This is a genomic window from Acetobacter zythi (assembly GCF_963921165.1).
GTDB lineage: Bacteria > Pseudomonadota > Alphaproteobacteria > Acetobacterales > Acetobacteraceae > Acetobacter.
Genome location: NZ_CAWUEO010000001.1, coordinates 664927 through 687160, shown reverse-complemented (window position 1 = coordinate 687160; position 22234 = coordinate 664927). Strand labels below are relative to the sequence as shown.

24 protein-coding genes are annotated in these 22234 nt (G+C 58.7%); 23 read left to right on the top strand and 1 reads right to left on the bottom strand.

Annotation, left to right across the window (positions count from 1 at the left end; genetic code table 11):
- Positions 1 to 72 precede the first annotated feature (72 nt).
- The 19 genes from rpoZ to gloA all read left to right on the top strand — a co-directional run bounded on the left by rpoZ (position 73) and on the right by gloA (position 18568).
- On the top strand, positions 73 to 444 hold the full coding sequence (gene rpoZ / locus AABE20_RS03305; protein ID WP_025826282.1) for a DNA-directed RNA polymerase subunit omega: 372 nt from the start codon (positions 73 to 75) through the stop codon (positions 442 to 444).
- Between the two features lie 7 nt (positions 445 to 451).
- Complete coding sequence (locus AABE20_RS03300) at positions 452 to 2791, top strand: RelA/SpoT family protein (RefSeq protein WP_408740632.1); 2340 nt, start codon at positions 452 to 454, stop codon at positions 2789 to 2791.
- Positions 2788 to 3195, top strand: coding sequence for a holo-ACP synthase (acpS, locus tag AABE20_RS03295; RefSeq protein WP_338331791.1), 408 nt, complete (start codon positions 2788 to 2790; stop codon positions 3193 to 3195). The genes AABE20_RS03300 and acpS overlap by 4 nt, the downstream gene beginning before the upstream one ends.
- A 76-nt stretch (positions 3196 to 3271) precedes the next feature.
- Positions 3272 to 4075 (top strand): signal peptidase I, encoded by an 804-nt coding sequence (gene lepB, locus AABE20_RS03290; protein WP_338331790.1) that lies wholly within the window; start codon positions 3272 to 3274, stop codon positions 4073 to 4075.
- Positions 4075 to 4815, top strand: coding sequence for a ribonuclease III (gene rnc / locus AABE20_RS03285; protein ID WP_338331789.1), 741 nt, complete (start codon positions 4075 to 4077; stop codon positions 4813 to 4815). The genes lepB and rnc overlap by 1 nt, the downstream gene beginning before the upstream one ends.
- Positions 4816 to 4825: 10 nt before the next feature.
- Entirely contained in the window at positions 4826 to 5725 is a 900-nt protein-coding gene (gene era / locus AABE20_RS03280; RefSeq protein ID WP_338331788.1) for a GTPase Era, read from the top strand.
- A 118-nt stretch (positions 5726 to 5843) separates the two neighbouring features.
- A complete protein-coding gene (gene pyrH / locus AABE20_RS03275) occupies positions 5844 to 6581 on the top strand; it encodes a UMP kinase (RefSeq protein WP_165991461.1) in 738 nt (245 codons plus the stop codon).
- A 57-nt stretch (positions 6582 to 6638) separates the two neighbouring features.
- Complete coding sequence (gene frr, locus AABE20_RS03270) at positions 6639 to 7244, top strand: ribosome recycling factor (RefSeq protein WP_338331787.1); 606 nt, start codon at positions 6639 to 6641, stop codon at positions 7242 to 7244.
- 62 nt (positions 7245 to 7306) lie between these two features.
- On the top strand, positions 7307 to 8047 hold the full coding sequence (uppS, locus tag AABE20_RS03265) for a polyprenyl diphosphate synthase (RefSeq protein ID WP_165991459.1): 741 nt from the start codon (positions 7307 to 7309) through the stop codon (positions 8045 to 8047).
- Positions 8044 to 8874 (top strand): phosphatidate cytidylyltransferase, encoded by an 831-nt coding sequence (locus tag AABE20_RS03260; RefSeq protein WP_338331786.1) that lies wholly within the window; start codon positions 8044 to 8046, stop codon positions 8872 to 8874. The genes uppS and AABE20_RS03260 overlap by 4 nt, the downstream gene beginning before the upstream one ends.
- A 68-nt stretch (positions 8875 to 8942) precedes the next feature.
- Positions 8943 to 10100 (top strand): 1-deoxy-D-xylulose-5-phosphate reductoisomerase, encoded by a 1158-nt coding sequence (gene dxr / locus AABE20_RS03255; protein ID WP_338331785.1) that lies wholly within the window; start codon positions 8943 to 8945, stop codon positions 10098 to 10100.
- 31 nt (positions 10101 to 10131) lie between these two features.
- Positions 10132 to 11244 (top strand): RIP metalloprotease RseP, encoded by a 1113-nt coding sequence (gene rseP, locus AABE20_RS03250; protein WP_338331784.1) that lies wholly within the window; start codon positions 10132 to 10134, stop codon positions 11242 to 11244.
- 125 nt (positions 11245 to 11369) lie between these two features.
- Entirely contained in the window at positions 11370 to 13820 is a 2451-nt protein-coding gene (gene bamA / locus AABE20_RS03245; protein WP_489752672.1) for an outer membrane protein assembly factor BamA, read from the top strand.
- A 4-nt stretch (positions 13821 to 13824) separates the two neighbouring features.
- Positions 13825 to 14697, top strand: coding sequence for an OmpH/Skp family outer membrane protein (locus AABE20_RS03240; protein WP_338331783.1), 873 nt, complete (start codon positions 13825 to 13827; stop codon positions 14695 to 14697).
- Between the two features lie 2 nt (positions 14698 to 14699).
- Entirely contained in the window at positions 14700 to 15785 is a 1086-nt protein-coding gene (gene lpxD / locus AABE20_RS03235) for a UDP-3-O-(3-hydroxymyristoyl)glucosamine N-acyltransferase (protein WP_338331782.1), read from the top strand.
- An 83-nt stretch (positions 15786 to 15868) separates the two neighbouring features.
- A complete protein-coding gene (gene fabZ / locus AABE20_RS03230) occupies positions 15869 to 16306 on the top strand; it encodes a 3-hydroxyacyl-ACP dehydratase FabZ (RefSeq protein WP_408740655.1) in 438 nt (145 codons plus the stop codon).
- Positions 16307 to 16435: 129 nt separating this feature from the next.
- On the top strand, positions 16436 to 17293 hold the full coding sequence (gene lpxA / locus AABE20_RS03225; RefSeq protein ID WP_338331874.1) for an acyl-ACP--UDP-N-acetylglucosamine O-acyltransferase: 858 nt from the start codon (positions 16436 to 16438) through the stop codon (positions 17291 to 17293).
- A gap of 5 nt (positions 17294 to 17298) precedes the next feature.
- Entirely contained in the window at positions 17299 to 18135 is an 837-nt protein-coding gene (locus AABE20_RS03220; RefSeq protein WP_338331781.1) for an LpxI family protein, read from the top strand.
- A gap of 43 nt (positions 18136 to 18178) precedes the next feature.
- On the top strand, positions 18179 to 18568 hold the full coding sequence (gene gloA, locus AABE20_RS03215; protein ID WP_338331780.1) for a lactoylglutathione lyase: 390 nt from the start codon (positions 18179 to 18181) through the stop codon (positions 18566 to 18568).
- A gap of 6 nt (positions 18569 to 18574) precedes the next feature.
- Here gloA and AABE20_RS03210 read toward each other — a convergent pair whose 3' ends face one another.
- Entirely contained in the window at positions 18575 to 19021 is a 447-nt protein-coding gene (locus tag AABE20_RS03210) for a hypothetical protein (protein ID WP_338331779.1), read from the bottom strand.
- Between the two features lie 101 nt (positions 19022 to 19122).
- On the opposite strand from AABE20_RS03210, the gene rpmH reads away from it, so the two are divergent.
- From rpmH to yihA, 4 genes are all read left to right on the top strand, one after another.
- Positions 19123 to 19257: a 50S ribosomal protein L34 gene (gene rpmH / locus AABE20_RS03205; protein ID WP_081774758.1), complete on the top strand. Its 135-nt coding sequence runs from the start codon at positions 19123 to 19125 to the stop codon at positions 19255 to 19257.
- A gap of 24 nt (positions 19258 to 19281) precedes the next feature.
- Positions 19282 to 19659, top strand: coding sequence for a ribonuclease P protein component (rnpA, locus tag AABE20_RS03200; protein WP_338331873.1), 378 nt, complete (start codon positions 19282 to 19284; stop codon positions 19657 to 19659).
- Between the two features lie 129 nt (positions 19660 to 19788).
- Positions 19789 to 21543 (top strand): membrane protein insertase YidC, encoded by a 1755-nt coding sequence (gene yidC / locus AABE20_RS03195; RefSeq protein WP_338331778.1) that lies wholly within the window; start codon positions 19789 to 19791, stop codon positions 21541 to 21543.
- A complete protein-coding gene (gene yihA / locus AABE20_RS03190; protein ID WP_338331872.1) occupies positions 21543 to 22211 on the top strand; it encodes a ribosome biogenesis GTP-binding protein YihA/YsxC in 669 nt (222 codons plus the stop codon). Before yidC ends, yihA begins: the two co-directional genes overlap by 1 nt.
- Positions 22212 to 22234: the final 23 nt, after the last annotated feature.

Here is a 22234-nt window from a genome sequence, read left to right as displayed (position 1 = left end):
TGGATGCGGTAATATGTCCTTTCTGTCTTTTTTATCTTATTTCTGTGCTGAACTGTCTGGAGGCTCTTCGTAATGGCCCGCGTCACCGTCGAAGACTGCGTTGAAAAGGTTCCAAACCGCTTTGAACTGGTGGTGTACGCCGCGCAGCGCGCCCGCAACATCTCCCGTGGCGAGGAGCTGACCATTGACCGCGACAACGACAAAAATCCCGTCGTTGCCCTGCGTGAAATTGCGGATGAAACCGTGCAACTGCCTGCCCTGCGGAGCGATCTGATCCGTTCTCAGGCCCGTGAGCCTGAACCCGAGCCTGTGGAAGAAGAAGTGCAGGATCTGGTGCCGACCGAACAGAATATTTTCGGTCTGCAGGAAGTTTCCGCTGAAGAAGAAGCCGCTGATGACGTGCGCGCCATCGAGGCGGCTCTGACCGGTCGCGCACGGCGGTAAAGAGCGCGTGGACCAACCGGGCGGCGATATTCCCGTTCACACCCCTTCTTCCATGCAGGAAGGGGGTGCCCCGGTTGAGGCGTCTGTTGCTCCCGTTTCCTCCGCAGATCGTGCGGGGGGGATCGGCTGTGAGCGGCTGGTTGCCAAGGTGCTCAGTTATGCACCGCAGGCGGATGTGCAGGCCATCCGTCGGGCGTTTGATGTGGCCAACAAGGCGCATCAAACCCAAATGCGCGATAATGGCGATCCCTACATAACCCACCCTCTGGCTGTCGCCATGATTCTGGCGCGCTTCAGGCTGGATGTGCAGTCCATCTGCACGGCTCTGCTCCATGATACGATTGAAGATACCGGTGTTACTTATGACACCCTGAAAACAGATTTTGGCCCGGTTGTGGCAGATCTGGTGGATGGGGTGACCAAGCTGACACGGCTGGAGCTTCAGTCCGACCGGACCAAACAGGCCGAAAATTTTCGCAAGCTTGTGCTGGCCATGTCCAAGGACATCCGTGTCCTTCTGGTCAAGCTGGCAGACCGTCTGCACAACATGCGGACCCTCCACTTTGTGGAGCGGCAGGACCGCAGGCAGCGCATTGCGCGTGAAACGCTCGATATTTACGCACCGCTGGCCGAGCGTATTGGTATGGACCGGGTCAAAACCGAACTCCAGAACCTTTCCTTCGCGCAGCTTGAGCCAGAAGCCGATACCACCATCCGCACGCGCCTGAATTATCTGCGCGGGCAGGGGGCCGATGTTATCGAGGACGTGCGGCGCGAATTGCTGCGTCTTTGCCATGAAGCCGGGCTGAAGGACGCTCAGGTCTCGGGCCGGGAAAAATCGCCCTATTCCATCTGGGAAAAAATGCAGCGCCGGAACGTGGCGTTCGAACAGTTGTCCGACATCATGGCCTTCCGCATGATCGTGGATACGCGTGAGGATTGCTACATGGCGCTGGGGGCTGTGCATGCGGCCTATCCCATGATCGCCGGACGGTTCAAGGACTACATTTCCACCCCCAAGGCCAACGGTTACCAGAGCCTGCATACGGGTGTGACCCTGCGTTCGCCCCGCAACCAGAAGATTGAGGTGCAGATCCGCACACAGGCCATGCATGACGTGGCCGAAAACGGTGTGGCGGCCCACTGGGTTTATAAGGAAGGTGGCGGTAGCTCCAACCCCGAAGAAGGCGGTTACGGCGGTGTGCGTCGGCCGCGCTGGGTGCAGGATCTGCTGGAAATTCTGGAAGCCTCATCCGCTCCGGATGAGTTTTTGGAAAATACCAAGCTTGAGCTTTATCAGGATCAGGTTTTCTGCTTTTCGCCCAAAGGTCAGCTTATTTCGCTCCCCCGTGGGGCCACGCCAGTGGATTTTGCCTATGCGGTGCATAGCCAGATCGGGGATACCTGCGTTGGCGCCAAGGTAAACGGCCGCCTGATGCCGTTGCGCCACGAGCTGGAAAACGGTGATCAGGTCGAGATCATGACCGCCCGTGGCGGTGCGCCCTCGCCCTCGTGGGAGCGGTTTGTTGTTACGGGCAAGGCGCGTGCGCGCATCCGCCGTTATGTGGCGCAGCAGCAGCGTCAGGTCTCGTTGGACAATGGACGGGCCGCTCTGGCCAAGGCCTTCCGGCAGGAAGGGGTGGATGGCTCCGAAAAAATTATGGAGACCACACTCAAGGCGCTCAAGCAGAGTTCCTTGCAGGACCTGTATGTGGCCGTTGGCACCAGTAACCTGAATGCGCGGGATGTGGTGCATGCGGCCTACCCCGAACTGCGGCGTGTGCAGCGTGTGCCACGCATGCTGGCAGGGCTGCCCGGCGTGCTGGGGACTGCGGGGCCACGGCCAAGGGGGGTATCCACCATGCGCCGCCCTTCTGGTGGAGCGGTGCCGCTGGTCGGGCTTGGGGCTGGTGTTGCCGTGCATTACGCCGCGTGCTGCCACCCCCTGCCGGGGGACCGCATTGTGGGGGTGGTGGCAACCGGCAAGGGCGTGACCGTGCACACACGGAACTGCCAGACGTTGGAAAGCTTTGCCGCAACGCCCGAACGCTTTTTGGATGTGGACTGGGATTATGACGCCATGGCCCGGACCGGGGGCGCGGGGCAGATGCGGGTTGGCCGTATTACCATTGTGGCGGAAAACGAAGGCTCGGTTCTGGCGTCCATTACCAATACGATTTCCAAGTGCGATGCGGCCATGGTCAACCTCAAGATCGTGCATCGTCAGCTCGACTTTACGGAAATCCTGCTGGATGTGGAGGTGCGCGACCTGCGCCACCTGTCCTCCGTTATTGCCGGGTTGCGTGCGGTCTCCGGCATTGCGCAGGCTGATCGGGCCAAATCATGACCCTGCTGGCAACAGGTGTGGACCTGTGCGACATGCGGCGGATTGAGCAGGTTATAGAGCGATTTGGTGATCGTTTTCTTGACCGTGTGTTCACACCGTATGAGCGCGCCAAGGCGGAGCGCCGTGTGGGGGCGGCCAGAATAGGCACCTACGCCAAACGCTGGGCCGCCAAGGAGGCCTGCGCAAAGGCGCTGGGGACGGGCTTTGCCCAAGGGGTTGCGCAAAACCAGATCGGGGTGGAAAACCTTGCATCAGGCCGGCCTGTGCTGGTGCTGACGGGGGCTGCCGCACAAAAGCTGGCGGGGCTTGTGCCTGCGGGCCATAAGCCAGAACTGATGTTGAGCATGACCGATGAGCCTCCTTATGCGTTTGCACAGGTGTTTATCTCGGCCAGTGCGGGTTGACATCACACCAAGCGCACGGCTTGATCCAGCGGATTTTACTTTTCTGGCATGATAATGGGAGCAGATGGGGCAGCGCATGAGTAAACCGGAGACTTCTCCAACTGGAGCGCAGCACGCTGTTACCGTCAGGCACGCTGTGGTGGAATACGTACGAACAATTTTAACGGTCGTGATCGTTGTTGTTTTTGTCCGTACCTTCCTGTTTGAATCCTTTGTCATTCCATCAGGCTCCATGATCCCGACCCTACAGGTGGGGGATTACATATGGGTGTCCAAATACAGCTATGGGTATTCGCGCTTTTCGCTGCCATTCTCGCCCGATCTGTTCAATGGGCGGATCTGGGGTGGGCAGCCGCACCGGGGCGATGTGGCCGTTTTCCGTTTTACCAAGGACACGTCCATAGATTACATCAAGCGGGTTATTGGTCTGCCGGGGGACCATATTCAGGTTATTGGTGGAAAGCTGTACCTCAATGGCACACTGGTTCCGTGCACGCAGCCGCACCCTTACGTGGCGCAGGACGAAACACGTATGCCTATGGAGGGAGAAGCCTGCACCGAGGAACTGCCCCTGCGTGATGATAAGGGGACGGTCAACCACGCCATTCTCAAGCTGACCAGTGACGGCCCGCAGAATGACACCCCCGAATATGTGGTGCCGCCGGGCTACTTTTTTGCCATGGGTGATAACCGGGATGATAGCGCGGACAGCCGCTTTATGGGCGATGGTCCCAAAGACCTTGGTTTTGTGCCCATGGAAAACCTTGTGGGCCGGGCGCAGCGTATTTTCTTCTCTGTCGAGGCGGCACATCCCATATGGCAGGTCTGGTACTGGCCGACCGAAATCCGCTGGGCCCGTCTGCTTAAAGGCGTGATGTAATGAACGCAGGCCATCCCACGCCGCAATATCTGGCGTCCATGGCGTTGCAGGAGCGTTTGGGCTACCAGTTTGCCAACCCGTCCCTGTTGCAGGAGGCGCTGACCCATCGTTCCGCCGCGCACCAGAAGGCGGGCGGGCGCAGGCGCAACAAGACCAAGGGCGCAGGTTCGAACGAGCGGCTGGAGTTTATAGGCGACCGTGTGCTGGGCCTGCTTATGGCGGAACTGCTGCTGGAGCGGTTTCCGGGGGAGCAGGAGGGGGCCTTGGGGTCGCGGCTTGCGCATCTGGTTTCACGTGCAACGCTGGCCGATATTGCAGAGCAGCTTGGTATGGCGGAGGCTCTGTCCGTGGCCGAGCACGAGGCCCGCGCGGGTGTGCAGACCGCAGCCAACGTGGTGGCCGATGGGTTGGAAGCCGTGCTGGGCGCGGTTTTTCTGGACGGTGGGCTGGCTCCGGCCCGCAAAATTGTGCGGACGTGCTGGAAGCGGATACTCGATGCGCAGGCTCTCCCGCCCAAAGACCCCAAAACAGCCTTGCAGGAGTGGGTTCTGGGGCGCGGGCAGGGGTTGCCGTTTTACGAAACAATAGGAGCCGATGGTCCATCCCACGCGCCGTTATTTGTGGTGCGCGTGAGTGCGGGTGGGCATTCGGCGGAAGGATGCGCAGGGAGCAAGCGGGCAGCGGAAAGTTCTGCCGCGGCAACCCTGCTGGAAAAACTTGGAGGCAGCCATCAGGGCTGAAGCAACAGGCATGACACAAACAACACGTTGTGGCTTTGCAGCGCTGGTGGGTGCACCAAACGCAGGCAAGTCAACACTGCTCAACCGTATGGCGGGTGCAAAGCTCTCCATTGTTTCCCCCAAGGCGCAAACAACGCGCTTTCGGGTTCTGGGTATTCTCATGCGCGGGGCCAGCCAGATTCTGCTGGTGGATACGCCGGGAATTTTCAAACCGCGCCGCAAGCTTGACCGCGCCATGGTTGCCGCCGCCTGGAATGGCTCGGATGATGCGGACATAACTCTTTTGCTGGTAGATGCCCGTTCGGGCCTGACCGAAGCGGTGCAGGATATTATTACCCGTCTGGCGCAGACCGGCCGCACCACATGGCTGGTGCTGAACAAGACGGACCTTGTGCCCGCATCCGCCCTGCTGCCGCTAACAGCCGCCATTACCGAAAAACTGCCTGTTGAACACGTGTTCATGGTCAGTGCGCGCACGGGCGGTGGGGTGGAGGACCTGTTGGACAAACTGGCCGCCAGCCTGCCTGAAGGCCCTTACCTGTACCCCGAGGACGACCTGACCGACCTGCCAGACCGCCTGCTGGCGGCCGAACTGGTGCGCGAACAGATTTTTATGCAGACACATGAGGAAGTGCCTTACGGGACCACAGCCGAGACCGAGAGCTTTCAGGAACGCCCCGATGGTTCGGTACGGATCGAGGTGACCATTTACGTTGGCCGTACCGGCCATAAAGCTATTCTTATCGGGAATGGCGGGCAGAAGATCAAAATGATTGGCGAGCGCGCGCGCAAGCAGCTTGCCAGCCTGCTGGAGCGCCCGTGCCACCTGTTTTTGAACGTGAAAGAACGTTCCGGTTGGGATGAGGAACGGGCACGCCTGCGCGCCATCGGGCTGGATGACGTGCCATAAAGCGTGGCTTGGCGCTTGTGGCTATGCGCCTTGGAGGATAAGAGAGAGCGATCTTACACGCTGCGCGCCTGCGTGGCGGAGGTCTGCTTTTTTCGGACTTTTGCATGATTGAGGGCCTATGACTGCTTCTGTCGCTGAAACGCCAAGGCGTAAACGTGTATTGCTCAAGGTGTCTGGTGAAGCCCTGATGGGCGAGGGTGCCTTTGGGGTGGAACAGAAGACGGTCGAGCGGATTGCCAAGGATGTTGCCGAGGTCGTTCGCGGCGGTACGGAAGTGTGCCTTGTTGTGGGCGGCGGTAACATTTTTCGTGGAGTGGCGGCTGCCGCCAAGGGCATGGACCGCGCACAGGGTGACTATGCCGGAATGCTGGCAACGGTGATCAACGCGTTGCTGCTCCAGAATGCGCTTGAACGTGAACTGATAACAACGCGGGTTATGTCCGCCATCCATATGTCGTCCGTGGCGGAGCCGTATATCCGGCGTCGGGCGGTGCGGCATATGGAAAAAGGCCGTGTGGTTATTTTTGCCGCAGGCACCGGCAACCCCTTCTTTACCACAGACACAGCCGCCGCCCTGCGGGCTGCGGAAATGGAATGCGATATCCTGCTCAAAGGTACGCAGGTTGATGGTGTGTATTCGGCCGACCCCAAGCAGGATGCCAGCGCCACCCGTTATGATGAACTGACATACATGACGGTCCTGTCCAACCAGTTGAACGTCATGGACGCAGCCGCCATCAGCCTTGCGCGTGAGAACAAGCTGCCGATTATCGTGTTCAATATTGGCGAGGAAGGGTCCTTCGGGCGCGTCATGCGTGGCGAAGGTGCCTTTACGCGCATTATTGAAGCAGCCTGAACACCATGCAAACCGCTGCCCGTTAAGGCAGCACGCGGAATGAACTAGGTCGGAGGCATGACGACACATCGCCTCCGCGACAAAACGGGAGAAACCGCCGTGTCTGACTTGAATGACCTGCTTGATGACATCAAGCGCCGTATGGATAGTGCGCTGGAAAGCCTGCGCCGTGATTTTTCGGGCCTGCGCTCCGGGCGCGCCAGCCCGGCCCTGCTCGAACCCGTGCGGGTGGAAGCCTATGGCGGTGAAGTGCCGCTGACTCAGGTTGCCTCCATTGCCGTGCCCGAAGCGCGCATGATCACCGTGCAGGTCTGGGACCGCGTTCTGGCCGGTGCTGTGGAACGCGCCATCCGTGATGCAGGTCTGGGGCTGAACCCCGCGGGCGAAGGCCAGACCATTCGTGTACCCATTCCGCAGTTGACAGAAGAGCGGCGTAACGAGCTGGCAAAAACTGCCGCACGCTATGCGGAAGGGGCCAAAATTGCAGTACGTGGCGTGCGCCGCGATGGCATGGACAAGGCCAAAGGCTTTGAAAAGAAAGGCGATATCAGTCAGGATGACGTAAAGACATGGTCTGACGCCATTCAGAAAACGACTGATCAGTATGTCAAAAAAGTTGATGACATGCTTACGGAAAAAGAGAAGGAAATCAAGCAGGTCTGACGGCCTGCCGGGTGGGGCGTCTTGTATTCCCGCTAAACTGAAACGGTGGATTTTTTCCTGCTATGTCTTCCTTGCCAGCCGACAGAAAAGCGGTCGTTCCTTCGCATGTTGCCATTATCATGGACGGCAATGGACGTTGGGCGTGCGAACGGGGGTTGCCCCGTCTGGCAGGGCACCGTGCGGGGGCGGATGCCGTGGCGCGGTGCATTAAGGCAGCCATTCAGCGCGGTGTGCCCTACCTGACGCTCTATGCTTTTTCATCCGAAAACTGGTCGCGTGGGCCTAAGGAAGTATCCGATCTTACGGGCCTTTTGCGCTATTACCTGCGGCATAAGGTTAAGGAACTGCATAGCGAGGGCGTGTGCCTCCGGTTTATTGGTGATCTGAGCCGGTTTGACACATCCATGCGTGAGGAACTGGCCCGTGCCGAGGCCATGACGCGCAATAACGGGCGGCTGGTCCTTCTGCTCGCTCTGTCCTACGGGGGGCGGGGGGATATTATGCAGGCAGTCAGGCGTGTTGCGCAGGAAGTGCGCGATGGCTGGTTAACACCCGACCAGATTGATGAAAGCCTGTTTGCCAACCATTTGTGGACTGCGGGCGTGCCAGACCCGGATGTGGTGGTGCGCACAAGTGGGGAATACCGGCTTTCCAATTTTCTGCTCTGGCAGAGCGCCTATGCGGAACTTGTTTTTCTGGATGTGTTCTGGCCTGATTTCAATGAAGGACATTTTGCAACGGTGTTGGATCTTTATGCCCGCCGCGAGCGGCGCTTTGGTGCGCGACCGGCGGCATCGGCATGAGCGCTGCCGGGCAATCTTCTGCATGGCGTGACCTGCGGCCGCGTGTTCTGTCCGCCATGGTTATGGTGGTTGTGGCCGGGGGCTGCATTGGTTTTGGGGGCATGGCCTATACGCTGATGGTGCTTTTGGCCATGGGCGGCATGGCGGCGGAAGCCGCCGGGCTGTTCAGGCTGCGGGTGCGAAGCTGGCGGGGTGTGCTGTATGTGCTCTGGGCCGTTTGCGCGGGGCTGTCTGCTGCAAGTGGGCATTGGGGCTACTTCATTCTGTTCTGTATCAGCGCGTGCGTGTTTGGTGCATCGCTCTGTGCGGTCATGTGTGTGATCATCATGGCGGGTACGGCCCTGCTGTGGCTGCGGCAGGAGAGTCTCTGGCCTGTTCTGTTCGTTGTTGCCGTGGTGGTTGCGAGCGATACTTCGGCCTACATGGCAGGCCGCCTGATTGGTGGGCCAAAGCTGGCTCCGCGTATTTCGCCGGGTAAAACCCGCTCGGGTGCGGCTGGGGGCTTTGTGGGTGCGGTGCTTATGGGGGGAGGGATGGCTCTCCTGTCCGGCCTGGGTGGCGCTGGCATGGCGCTGGTCTGGGGTGGGGTGCTGGGTGTGTCCGCCCAGATTGGCGATCTGGCCGAAAGTGCGATGAAACGGGCGCTGGGTGTTAAGGATTCCGGCACGCTCCTGCCCGGGCATGGTGGCCTGCTTGACCGGTTTGATGGTCTGGTTATTGCAGCACCCGTGGCGGCTGCCATTTCTCTTACCGTACCCGGTGCGCCGTTCTGGAGTGCGGGTCTGCGCGACCTTGTTCATGGCCTTGTTGCCGGTATGGCGGGTTAGTCCAGTTGTTGCCCTCTGGCCTGTGTGGTCGGGGGCTATGTTATTTTTCGGGTGTGGAAAGACAAAGCATGAGAACCGTAACCGTTCTGGGAACTACCGGCAGCATTGGCTGCTCCACCGTGGATCTGCTTGAGCAGGCGCGTGACCAGTTTCGGGTGCGTGCGCTTGTGGGGGGCAAAAATGCCGCCAAGCTGGCCGAGCAGGCCCGGAGCCTGAAGGCGGAACTGGCTGTTCTGGCGGATGAGAGCGCCTATGCCGAACTCAAGGAACTTCTGGCCGGGAGCGGTGTGGAAGTGGCCTGTGGGCGCAAGGCGGTCATAGAGGCCGCAGGCCTGCCTGCTGACTGGACCATGGCGGCCATTACGGGGGCTGCTGGCTTGGAACCCACGCTTGCCGCCGTAAAAAACGGCAACAGCATAGCGCTGGCCAACAAGGAGGCGCTGGTCTGCGCGGGGGATGTTATGCTCCGTGCGGTGCAGGATGCAGGGGCCACGTTGCTCCCGGTCGATTCCGAGCATAATGCCGTTTTTCAGTCCATGGCGGACCGGCAGGCCGATCAGGTTGAAAAAATAATTCTGACCGCATCAGGCGGTCCTTTCCGGAATGCCTCGCTGGATGTCATGCGGGCGGCCACACCCGCGCAGGCACTCAAACACCCGACTTGGAGCATGGGGGCCAAAATCAGCATCGATTCCGCCACCATGTTCAACAAAGGGCTGGAGGTTATTGAGGCCGCCCGCATTTTTGGTCTGACCGAGGACCGGATTGACGTGCTGGTTCACCCCCAGTCCGTGGTGCACGGCATGGTGCAGTACACGGATGGCAGCCTGATTGCCCAGATGGGTTCGGCCGATATGCGCATCCCCATTGCCCATACACTGGCTTGGCCGCAACGTATGGCCACAACCTCCAGCCGTCTGGACCTTGCGGCATTTGGCGCGCTGGAGTTTATTGCTCCTGACGAGGTGCGCTTTCCCGCCCTGCGTCTGGCGCGGCAGGCCCTGCGGGCGGGCAAGGCTGTTCCGGCTATTCTGTCCGCTGCCAATGAGATCGCGGTTGAGGCGTTCCTTAAAGAACAGATTGGTTTTCTGGACATTGCCCGTGTGGTTGAGGAAACCATGGGGGAACTCGGCGCTCCCCCGGCCGATACGCTGGATGCCGTGCTACACTGGGATGCACAGGCCAGACGCGTTGCAACGCAGTTGATTTCCGCCGTGGTTGCTTGAGAAAACCGACTTCAGTCCCGATATCGGAGGAATGATGATACACGAATATCTGCGCACCCTGATTTCCTTCGTTTTTGTGTTGGGCGTTCTGGTTACCTTTCACGAACTCGGGCATTACCTTGCGGCACGCTGGCGCGGTGTGCATGTGGAGGTGTTTTCGCTCGGGTTTGGCCCGGCTCTGTTCAAATGGCGCGATAAAAGCGGCACGGAGTGGCGTATCTGCCCGATTCCCCTAGGCGGGTACGTGCGGCCTCATGGGTTTGATGACCCCGAGGACGCAACGGAAGAGCAGAAAGCCGCATGGATTCCGGGGCGGACATTCCACGATAAATCAGTCTGGTCGCGGGCCATTGTTATTCTGGCCGGTCCAGTGTTCAATTTCATTCTGGCCTTTGTGCTGTTTGTGCTGCTGTTTGCAACAGCAGGGCAGCCGCATGTGCGTAACGAGGTCGCCTCCGTCATGCCCGGCAGTGCGGCGCAAAGTGCGGCCCTGCAAAAGGGCGATGTGATCCTGCGCATTGGCACGCATGATGTGGCCGGTGTGGAAGATGCGCAGGCCACAGTGGCCCAGACCCCGGGGCAGAAAACAACACTGCTGGTCCGCCGTGATGGCCAGCAAATGGAAATCCCCCTGACCATAGGCTCCACGCAGGATTCGCACGGTGGGGCAGCACATGGCCTGCTGGGGGTGGTCTTTGCGGTTGAGCCGGGCAAGGCGTTGCCTTTGCCACAGGCTGTTGCTGCGGGCGCTCAGGCAACGTGGAAGACCACAGTGCAGACGCTGAATGGCGTGTGGCAGATCTTTAGCGGGCAGCACACAGCGCGGGATTTGGGCGGTCCGCTCAAGATCGCGCAGCTTTCGGGGCAGGTCGCGCAATATGGGTTTGCCAGCCTGCTGTCCTTCATGGCGCTGCTGTCTGTTAATCTGGGTCTTATCAATCTCTTTCCCGTTCCACTTCTTGATGGTGGACGTCTGGTTTTTTATGCCATAGAGGCAATAAGAGGGCGTCCGGTTTCCAAGCGGGTGCAGGATGTTAGTTTCCAGACCGGATTTGCTTTGCTGGCGGGTCTGTTTCTGTTTTCGACGTTCAACGATCTGTCCAGCTTCGGGTTGTTCAGGTGGGTTGCAACGCTCGCGGGTTGATAGTGCACTGGACGGAAAGGGAAGGCTTGCGTGACAAGGGTAAATTCGGATACGTCCCTTGCGGGCGAGGCAAGAACGGAGGATGGGCTTCCGGCTAAACCGACCCGGATGGAGGGAGGCAGATCTTGACGGGTAAACGTTCAGCCCTGTTCGTTTCTGTCTGCATGTTGCCTTTTTTCCTGATCGAGGGACGGGGGGCTATGGCCGCCCAGACCCCGGATGCAGAGGCACCAGCAGCTGTTGTTGCATCGCCAGAGGGCGATTCCGAAACTCCTCCCGCGCCACTGCCGGATGCTCAGCCAGCACCCGTGGGGGTGATTGATGAGATCCGTGTCTCGGGCAATACCCGTATCGAGACCAATACGGTCCTGTCCTACATGGTTGTCCGCCCCGGTGATCCGTTTACGCAGGACGATCTCGATCGTTCCCTCAAAACTCTGTATGCCACGGGTCTGTTCAAGGATGTCACGCTGCGGCGCGAGGGCAACACGCTTCTCGTCAAGCTGAAGGAAAACCCGATCGTCAACCGGATCGTGTTCGAGGGCAACCACGCCGCCAAGGATGAGGACCTGCGCAAGGTTCTCTCCCTGCGTCCGCGTGCGGTCTTCTCGGCGGAAACAACGGCGGATGACCGGCAGCGTATTCTGGAAGTCTATGCCCAGAAATCCCGCTTTGCAGCGGTTGTGACACCCCAGATCGTACGTCTGGCGCACAACCGCGTGGACGTGATTTTTCAGGTGAATGAAGGCCCGAACACCAAAATCCGCAAGATCGCGTTTGTGGGCAATAAAGCTTACAACGAGGCCGAACTTGCCGGTGCGATTTCCTCCAAGGAAACCGCATGGTACCACTTTTTGGGGTCGTCGGACGAATACAACCCCGAACGCGTGAAGTATGACGGTGAATTGCTGCGGCGTTTTTATCTGCACAACGGCTATGTCGATTTTCAGATCAAGGACATAAAAGGCGAGCTTTCGCCTGACCGCAAATCCTTCTACATCACCATTACCATGGACGAAGGGATACGGTACCGTCTGGGTAAGGTGGATATCCGCTCCAGCCTGCGGCACGTGCCTGCCAAGTCCTTGCGTAAATATGTCGAGCTGTTTCCGCACCAGTGGTACGATGGCAAGGCCGTGCAGGATAACGCGACCGACATGGAGGAACTCCTTCAGTCGCAGGGGCATCCTTTTGCCGTGGTGCGTCCGACCATTGCCCGTAATCCTGAAAAACGGATTGTTAATCTGCTCTTTGACGTGAGCGAAGGTCCGCGGCGTTATATTGAGCGGATTGATGTCAACGGTAACACCATTACGCAGGATAACGTAATCCGTCGGCAGCTGCCCTTTGCCGAAGGTGACCCCTACACGTCCAGCTACAAAAAATACGCCAAGGAAAGTGTTCAGGATCTGGGCTACTTCAAAACGGTCGATGTTAAGGACGCGCCTGGTTCCTCCCCGGACCGTGCCAACGTGTCTGTCAATGTTGTGGAAAAACCAACGGGTGAGTTCTCGCTCGGTGGTGGTTACTCAACCGACGTGGGTATTATTGGTAACGTTGGCCTCAAGCAGCATAACCTGCTGGGTACGGGGGTGGATGCCGGGTTCTCGGGCACTGTTTCGTACTACCAGAAGCAGGCTGACCTTTCTGTTACGGATCCGGTCTTCCTTGGGCGCAATCTGGTTGTTGGTGCGGATATCTTCTTCATCGAAAACAATTACCAGACGTATCAGAACTACTCGGAAGGACGCTACGGTATTACCCTGCGTATGGGGTATTCCTATAACCGCTATCTCTCCCAGTCGTGGAACTACAGCCTGATCCGCCGTTGGGTTGGGGATATGTGGAGTGAATCCTCTCCATATGTTCAGGACCAGAAGGGCAAGTCGCTGCTCTCCCAGATCAGCACAACGATCATGTATGACCGGCGCGATAACCGCATGCAGCCGCATAGTGGTTACTTCGTGTCTGTCGGTGGGGATTTTGCCGGGATTGGTGGGGACGAAAACTACGTGCGCGGCAAAATCAACGGTGGCTATTACATACCGCTTGATGACCTGACCAACAGCCATAACTGGACGGTCGCCTTCCGTGGCGGCGCCGGTTACCTTGCGGACTGGGGCAGCAACGGCCGCCACGATATTATCGATAACTTCTATCTGGGTGGTAACAACCTGCGCGGCTTCCTTGATGGTGGTGCAGGCCCACGAAGTGTTGGTAACCTGCGCCATCAGTCCGAAGATCTGATCGGTGGGCGGTTTATGTACAACGCGTCCGCCCAGTTGAACTTCCCGATCCCCTTCCTGACGGAAATGGGCGTGGGTGGTCGTGCCTTTGTGGATATGGGGACTGTGGCAGGCCTGCGTGTTAAGCGCCTGTACACTAACCCCGCAACCGCTGGTGTGAACTATACGGCTGTGTCGGGTGATATGCTGAGTCCGCGTATAAGTGCCGGTGCAGGCTTTTCGTGGAAAAGTCCATTTGGGCTGCTGAATATTGACCTTGGTGTGCCGGTCAGACGTAGCTATAATGACCGCACACAGCTCCTTCGCTTCGGCTTCGGCCAGCAATTCTGAGGTAATGATGCGTTTCAGTTCAAAAGCTGCCCTTCTGGGGGCTGTTTGCCTTTCTTTTTCCGCAGCCCTCATGCCTGCCGCTCAGGCGGAAGGCGGGAATGGCTGGTTTGTGCCCAAAACCCAGCCTGCTGCTCAGGCACCGCATCCTGCTGCGCATAATGCTGCTCCGGCTCCTGTTGCTCTGCCCGCCCCTGCTGCGGACAGTCAGGAAGCTGCCGATCAGGCCCCCCCGGTTCTGCCGCTGCCCCCCATTCCTGCCGCGCCTGAAGTTGCCAAGGAAGCACCGCCCCCCACCACCATTATTGGTGTGATCAGCGTATCCGGCGTTATGCGCCAGACTTCCGCTGCCATGCAGGTGGAGCGGGTGCTTGGTGGCCGCCGCGATGCGCTGGCGCAGGACCTGCAACGTGAGCAGGCTGGCTGGCGCGATGAGCAGCAGACGTTGCAGGCTCAGGCCAAGTCGCTGACATCCGATCAGATCCAGACCCGTGAGCGTAGCCTGCAGGCCAAGGTTATGAAGGCGCAGCGCGACTTCCGTAACCGTAACCGCATTATTCAGGAAGCTGCGCAGGTTTCTCTGGGGCAGATTGAGCGTGAACTGGTGCAGGTTATCCAGAAAGTTGCCTCCGCACACGGCATGAATCTGGTGCTGCATAGCGAGCAGGTTGCCCTGCATGTGGATGGTCAGGACATTACCAACGAAGTGGCTGCAAACCTGAACAAGGTTCTGCCCAGCGTCTTTATTCCTGAAGCGAATGTAGACCCCGAAGAACTGGCAAAATCGGGCAAAATGCCGACCACGGCTGATGGCGACCCGCAGATGGCAGCTTCCGGGCCTGCTCCAGCGGCACCTGCGGCTCCCGCCGGGAAAAAATAAGAATGGTGGATTGCAGGGCTTCTTCCGGCCCGGCTGATCCGCGTTTTTTTACGCGTGTCGGACCATTTGATGCATCGGTACTGGCAGAAACTGCCGGTGCCGACCTGCGACCTCCCCGGCAGGGGAGTTTCCCGCGTGATGGTTATACTGGTATAGCACCTTTGCAGGTGGCCCGTGCGCGGGATGTTAGTTTTCTGGATAATCGCCGGTATGCCCATCTGTTGGAACATACCGAGGCCGGGTTGGTTATTGTAGCCCCCGCTTTTGCGGATAAGGTGCCAGCGCACTCTGCCGCATTGGTGACGGCAACGCCCTATCTGGCATGGTCCCGTATTGCGCGGCTGTTTCACCCGCGCTCACTCAGTAAGGCTGGTATCCACCCCTGTGCGGTGGTAGACCCATCCGCTGTTATTGACCCGACTGCCGAAGTCGGGCCTTTTGTGGTTGTGGGGCCTGCCGTGCAGATTGGTGCGGGCTGCATTATTGGCTCCCACTCCGTTTTGGGGCAGGGTGTGCAGCTTGGGGCGGAATGTCGTATTGGTCCCATGGTTACGTTGTCCCATGCACTGGTGGGGGACCGGGTAACCATTCTGACCGGTGCGCGTATCGGGCAGGACGGCTTTGGGTTTGCGGTCGGCCCGGACGGGTTTGAGAGTGTTCCCCAGCTTGGTCGTGTTATTATTGAGCACGATGTGGAGATTGGCGCCAACAGCACCATTGATCGTGGTTCGGTGAATGATACGGTGATTGGTGCAGGCTCCCGGCTCGATAATCTGGTACAGATCGGGCATAACGCGCAGTTGGGGCGTTGCTGCATTGTTGTCTCGCAGGCTGGTATTTCTGGCTCAACGGTGCTGGAAGACTACGTAACGGTCGCAGCGCAGGCCGGGCTTATTGGCCATATCCGTATTGGCGCCAAGGCGCGCATTGGCGCGCAGTGTGGTGTTATGTCGGATGTTGAGCGTGGTGCAGATGTCATAGGCAGTCCGGCCATGCCGTTTCGGGAGTTTTTCCGTAACGTGGCGGTGCTGCGCAAGTTGGCGAAAAAAGCGTCTGGGTCGACCAAGGGCGATTCAGACAAGGCATAACTTATCCCGGATTAAGGTCCGGTACAGAGGGTGGTTTAGGGGACGTGGAGACACAACTAGAATCCCAGCAGGACGGCAAGACAATCGCGCGGATTGATGTCAACCGTATCATGCAGGCGATTCCTCACAGGTATCCTTTCCTTCTGATCGACAGGATGGAAGATATTGTCCTGGGGGAAGAGGCAACAGGTATCAAGAATGTCTCGGTCAACGAACCGTTTTTTCCGGGGCATTTCCCGGGGCGGCCCGTTATGCCCGGCGTCCTTATTGTGGAAGCCATGGCGCAGACTGCGGCAACACTTGTTGTTCTCTCTCTTGGAGAGGCCTTCGAGGGCAAGCTCGTCTACTTCATGACGATCGAAGGGGCAAAGTTCCGCCGTCCGGTAGAACCGGGGGATCAGCTGCGCATTCATGTGCTCAAGGAACGGCATCGGTCCAATGTATGGAAGTTCCGTGGTGAGGCGCGTGTTGATGGTGTTGTGGTGGCGGAAGCGACCTTCAGCGCCATGATCATGGGCTGATTTTTTGCGCTTGGTGTGCCAGTTGGCTCAATGTACGCTTCAAAACCGTTCGCTTTTGCCAGCCGAGGTTCTGAAGCGTGAGCCTATGACTCTGTGTTGCAGACAGGCGGATTATAAGGAACTGAAGTGGTGCACGCTGTAGAGGAAGCCAAGCAGACGCTTGTTCATCCAACGGCTCTGGTTGCCCCGGGGGCAAAGCTTGGGCAAGGCGTGGTTATTGGTCCGTGGTGTTCTGTAGGACCGAATGCAGTGCTTGATGATGGGGTGGAACTGATCTCCCACGTTGTGGTGGATGGTCATACCCATCTGGGCGCGCATTCGCGTTACTTTCCGTTTTGTACGGTGGGTATGGCGCCACAGGACCTTAAATACAAAGGCGAACCAACCCGGTGTGAAGTCGGCGCCCGCACGGTTGTGCGCGAGCATGTGACCATTCACAGAGGGACCGCCACGGGTTCTGGTATAACACGGGTTGGTCAGGACGTGCTCATCATGGCTAATGCCCATGTTGCGCATGACTGCGTGCTGGGTGACCGTGTGATCATTGTCAATAACGTGGTCATGGGTGGCCATGTGACAATCGGGAATGATGCGCGCATCATGGGTTCTGCCGCCATTCATCAGTTTGTCAGGATCGGGCATGCCGCTCTTGTTGGGGGCGTGGCCGGGGTTGAGGCAGATATTATTCCCTATGGGAGTGTGCTGGGCAATCGCGCCCGCTTAATTGGCCTGCACTGGATATGGCTGCGCCGCAACGGTGTGCAGTCAGCCGAAATACACCGGATGCGCAAAGCCTTTTTTGCTCTGTACCCCAAGGTATGCACGGATGTGTCTTTTCAGGCGCGTCTGGAGCAGGTGCGGCAGACGTTTGCAGATGACGGCCGTATTCAGGAAATTCTGGATTTTATAGACGCTCCCAGTCACCGGGGTCTTGTGCGCCCTGCACGTGGTGGCGCTGCTGATCAGGCCGAAACCGAAGGCGCGTGAGGGCCATGCCGACAACGGTTGGCATTCTTGCAGGCGGTGGTCCGCTGCCAGCCAGAGTGGCAGAGGCGGCACATGCTGCGGGTCAGTCTGTTTTTATTATCGGGTTTGATGGATTTGCAGACCCCAAAAGCCTGGCCCCTTGGCCGCATGAGTGCGTACGCCTTGGCGCTGCCGGGCGCATGCTCAGTCTTTTGCGCGACCATGGCTGTTCGGACATTGTGCTGATCGGCCCCATCCGCCGTCCTTCCCTGCGTAGTTTATGCCCCGATGCCGAAGGTGCTCGTATTCTGGCACGGCTTGGCAAGGCCCTGTTTGCGGGGGATGACGGGTTGCTGGCTGCACTTGTGCGTATTTTGGGGGAGGAGGGGTTCCATGTGCGTGGCGCGCATGAATTTTTGTCCCACTCCGTGGCGGAGCCGGGGGTTCTGGGCCGGTTACTGCCAGATGCGCAGGCTCTGGAGGACATCCGGCATGGGGTGGTTGTCACCCAAACGCTTGGCAGGCTGGACATAGGGCAGGGCTGCGTGGTGCAGAATGGCGTGGTGCTGGCTGTGGAGGCCATGGAGGGCACGGATGCCATGCTGGCGCGTGCGGGTGGGTGCCGTCAGCCCGGTGGGGGTGGGGTGCTGGTCAAGCTGCTCAAGCCGGGTCAGGAAAAAAGAGCGGACATGCCCACTATCGGCCCGGTCACATTGCGGAATGCCCACGCGGCTGGCCTGCGCGGGATTGCGTTTGAAGCAGGGAACACTTTGCTGACCGACAGAGCCGCCTGTGTGGCGGAGGCTGAACGCCTGGGTCTGTTTCTGATAGCCATAGACCCCGGGCAGCCATGTCCTGCCTAGAGGATAAGGCATGGCAAAGTTTTTGACGGAGGGAGGGCAGGCAATGTCCAGTTTTTTACACACCATGGTGCGTGTCCGCAGTCTTGAGCAGAGTCTGGCATTTTATACTTTGCTCGGCATGCGCGAACTCCGCCGCCGGGACGTGCCAGAAGGCAAATACACGCTTGTTTTTATCGGGTTTGCGGATAACGCCGCCGGACAGGCGGAAATTGAACTGACCTATAACTGGGGGCAGGACAATGGGTATGATCTGGGTACGGGCTTTGGGCATTTCGCCATAGGTGTTGCAAACGTGGCCGCAACGGTGGAGCGTGTTCGCGCAGGTGGTGGTAAAGTTGTGCGCGAGGCCGGACCTGTCCAGTTTGGAACCAGTGTCATTGCCTTTGTGGAAGATCCGGACGGTTACAGGATTGAACTGATCGAACGTCCGTAAAAGACCTCAGCCCGCGTTGCGTTGCTTCAGGCGGGCTGTCAGGCGGTCCAGCGAATCATTGATGGTGGTCGCCGCTTTGTGGGTGGCAGGGTCCTGACTGAGCAGAAGCTGCTCCGCCACCAGCATGGCGGGTGAAATAATGCCGCGTATATCATGCCGCAATTTTGGGTCTTCATTCCCTACCGGGGGCGCAGGGGTTGGCGTGGTGGTGGGCTGGGGAGTGGCTGGCATGGGCCGGTATGTGGTTATCCAAGCCGCACAGGCCCCTGCAAGGCCGACCAGTGCCGTGGTGAGTAGGGGGGAGGCACCTACGCCCATGCCCAGCAGGCAGGCCAGAACAGGCAGGCCAATAACAGCCAGAATGGTCCAAAACCGGGTGGATGAGAGAGGCATGCGGCGTTCCATCATGCGGAGGATCGAGCGGGAATAGTCGTGCGACTCTGCACCGCACATTGACGTTCTTCTATCTGAACTTTATAAGCCGCGACTTCAAGAGAGAGTGGCTCGTACTGCGGCCACTGGCGAAGCATATTCAAACTGAAGGGAGTGCAGCCATGAAGCGCACTTATCAACCGTCCCGGCTGGTCCGCAAGCGTCGTCACGGGTTCCGCACCCGTTCGGCTACCGTTGGCGGCCGTCGTATTCTGGCAAACCGCCGTTCCAAGGGCCGCAAGCGTCTTTCCGCGTAAGCGTTGCCCGGCAGTCCGGTTTTGATGGACTGGTCTGAAGGTCAGGAGCAGCCAGCGGCAGGGGCGCAAGCGTCCTTGCGGCTTAAAAAGAGAAAAGAATTTCTCTTCATGGCAGCCAAGGGGCGTAAAGCCCCGGTGTCTGGTCTTGTCCTTCAGTTTTTCAGGCGGCCCGATTCGGACCCTGCTCGTGTTGGCTTCACGGTGACCAAAAAAGTCGGTAATGCCGTGGTGCGTAACCGGGTGCGCCGCAGGTTGCGTGAGGTTGTGCGCAGAGTGGAAGCCGATACACCGCTAAATGGGCTGGATCTGGTGCTGATAGGGCGCGGCGCAACACGCGACCGTCCTTTTGATGCGCTGGTGGCCGATTTTCGGAAAGCGTTGAAACTCTGTATGCGGGATTAGCGAATGTCCCGTCTTGCATTCCTGTCGATCCTGCGCTGGAACACGGTTGTGCCGTTCAAGACCACCGTTATGGCTGGTCGTTGAGTTTTCCATTTTTGTTATGTGCAGGGGGCCTGTAGGCCAGAGCTCATGGATTCAAAACGTCTCATACTGGCAACATTGTTGTCAGCTCTGGTTCTTATCGGGTTTGATTATTTCTTTCCCCAGGCTCCGGCTCATCAGCCCACACAGCAGGTCGCACAGACCGAGGCTGCCAAGACGGCTCCCGCAGCGCTTGCTACTGCGTCTGAGGGGCAGGCCGCTACGGCGCAGCCCGCAGTGGCGGATGGGCCAGATGCCCGTATTGCCATCAATGCTCCTTCGGTTCAGGGGAGTATTAACCTGCGCGGCGCACGGCTGGATGATCTGGTGCTCAAGCAGTACCGCGAGACCGTAAAGCCCAACAGCCCGGATGTGCGTGTTCTCAGCCCTGTGGACACCAAACGGGCGGATTATGTGGATTTTGGCTGGCGTGCGGCCACGTCCGATGTGCCGGTAGTCCTGCCCAACGCCCGCACATTGTGGAAAGCCTCCGGCACACAGCTGGACGGAGAACACCCGGTAACCCTGAGTTGGGATAACGGGCAGGGGCTGACGTTTGAAGTCGCTCTTGGGGTGGACAAGGATTATATGTTCACCGTAACCCAGCGCGTGCACAACGCAACGGGTCAGAGTATTGCTCTCTACCCCTACTACCGTGTGAACCGTGGTTACACCCCCGAAGAAACCGGTGGCATGCTGGTGCATGAAGGCCCGATTTCGGTCATTGATGGTCGCCTGAACGAAGGGTCTTACAAGTCTGTCCGTAATGACGGCGTACCGCCCGAAAACGTGGCATGGAGCCATCAGGGCACAGGTGGCTGGGCCGGGATTACGGATAAATACTGGCTCATGGCCATTGTGCCCGATCAGGCCTCCAGCGTGGTTGGCACGTATGCATGGCAGGCGGCGCAAACGCAGTATCAGGTCGGGTTTACCGCCACGGCTCCCATGCAGGTGGGCGCGGGGCAGACCGTTTCCACGCAGGCGCATGTGTTTGCTGGTGCAAAGGAAGTGCGGCTGCTTGAGCAGTACGAGCACGACCTGCACATTCCCATGTTCTGGAAAGCCGTGGACTTCGGGTGGCTGTCCTTCCTGACCCGCCCTGTGTTTTTTGTGCTGGACTGGCTGAACAGCCATTTGGGTAGCTTTGGTCTGGCCCTGCTCACCTTTACGGTTATTGTTAAGGTGGCCTTCCTGCCGCTGACCATCAAACAGATGCGTATGACGTGGAAGACCTCGCGCCTGAAGCCGCAGGTTGACCTGATCCGTGCACGCCACAAGGATGATCCGGTGGTGATGCAGCAGCAGATTATGATGCTGTACCGCAAAGAGAACGTCAGCCTGTTCGGCGGGTTCCTGCCCCTGTTCATTCAGGCTCCCGTGTTCTGGTGCCTGTACAAGGACCTGTACGTCACGATCGAAATGCGTCACGCGCCCTTTGTGGGCTGGGTGAAGGATCTTTCGGCGCAGGACCCGACCAATATTTTCAATCTGTTCGGTCTGATCCCGTTTGACCCCACGCAGATCCTGCCGTTGCTGACACTTGGCGCATGGCCGATCATTTATGGCGCCACCATGTTTGTCATGCAGAAGGTCAGCGCAAGCTCCACCAGCATGGATCCTGCACAGCAGAAGGTGATGATGTTCATTCCGCTGCTGTTCACGTTCTTCATGGCGCGCCAGCCTGTTGGTCTGGTTATCTACTACTGCTGGAGCAACGTGCTGACCGCCATCCAGCAGATTATCATCATGGGTCGCCTCAAAGCGGCGGACGCCAAGCCCCAACTGGTTGCTAAAAAATGATGCATCAAGAGCCTTCTTTCCGCGAACTGAAGGACGAAGCAGATATTGCCGCCGCTCTGGAAGAAGGGCGGCGGCTTTTTGCCGGTTCTTGTGATTTTGTTTTTGGCGCGCAAAAGCTGGGGCAACTGCCCCCAGAGACCCTGCCAGAGATCGCTTTTGCCGGGCGCTCCAACGTGGGCAAGTCCAGCCTGATCAATGCGCTGACGGGGCGTAAGACGCTTGCCCGGGCCTCATCCGAGCCGGGACGAACCAAGCAGCTGAACTTTTTTGACCTTGCCCAGCGCCTGATGCTGGTGGACATGCCCGGCTATGGCTTTGCCCGCGCGGCCAAGTCGGTCAAGGAAGACTGGCAGGAAATGATGTTCGACTACCTGCGTGGGCGGCCCAGCCTGCGCCGGGTTGTGCTGCTGCTGGACGCACGGGTGGAAATGAAAACGCATGATCAGGACGTTATGAAACTGCTTGATCGCGCGGCTGTCAGCTTTCAGGTTGTGCTGACCAAATGTGATGATGTTAAACCCGCGCAGCTTGCCCGCAAGCAGGCCGATGTGGAGGCCGAAATTGCACGCCATGCGGCGGCTTTTCCGCATCTTTCTCTTACCAGTAGCCAGACCGGGCAGGGCATTGAGGCATTGCGGGCGGAACTGGCAGAATTTGCCCTGACCTGATCAGGTAAAAACGGACAGACGAC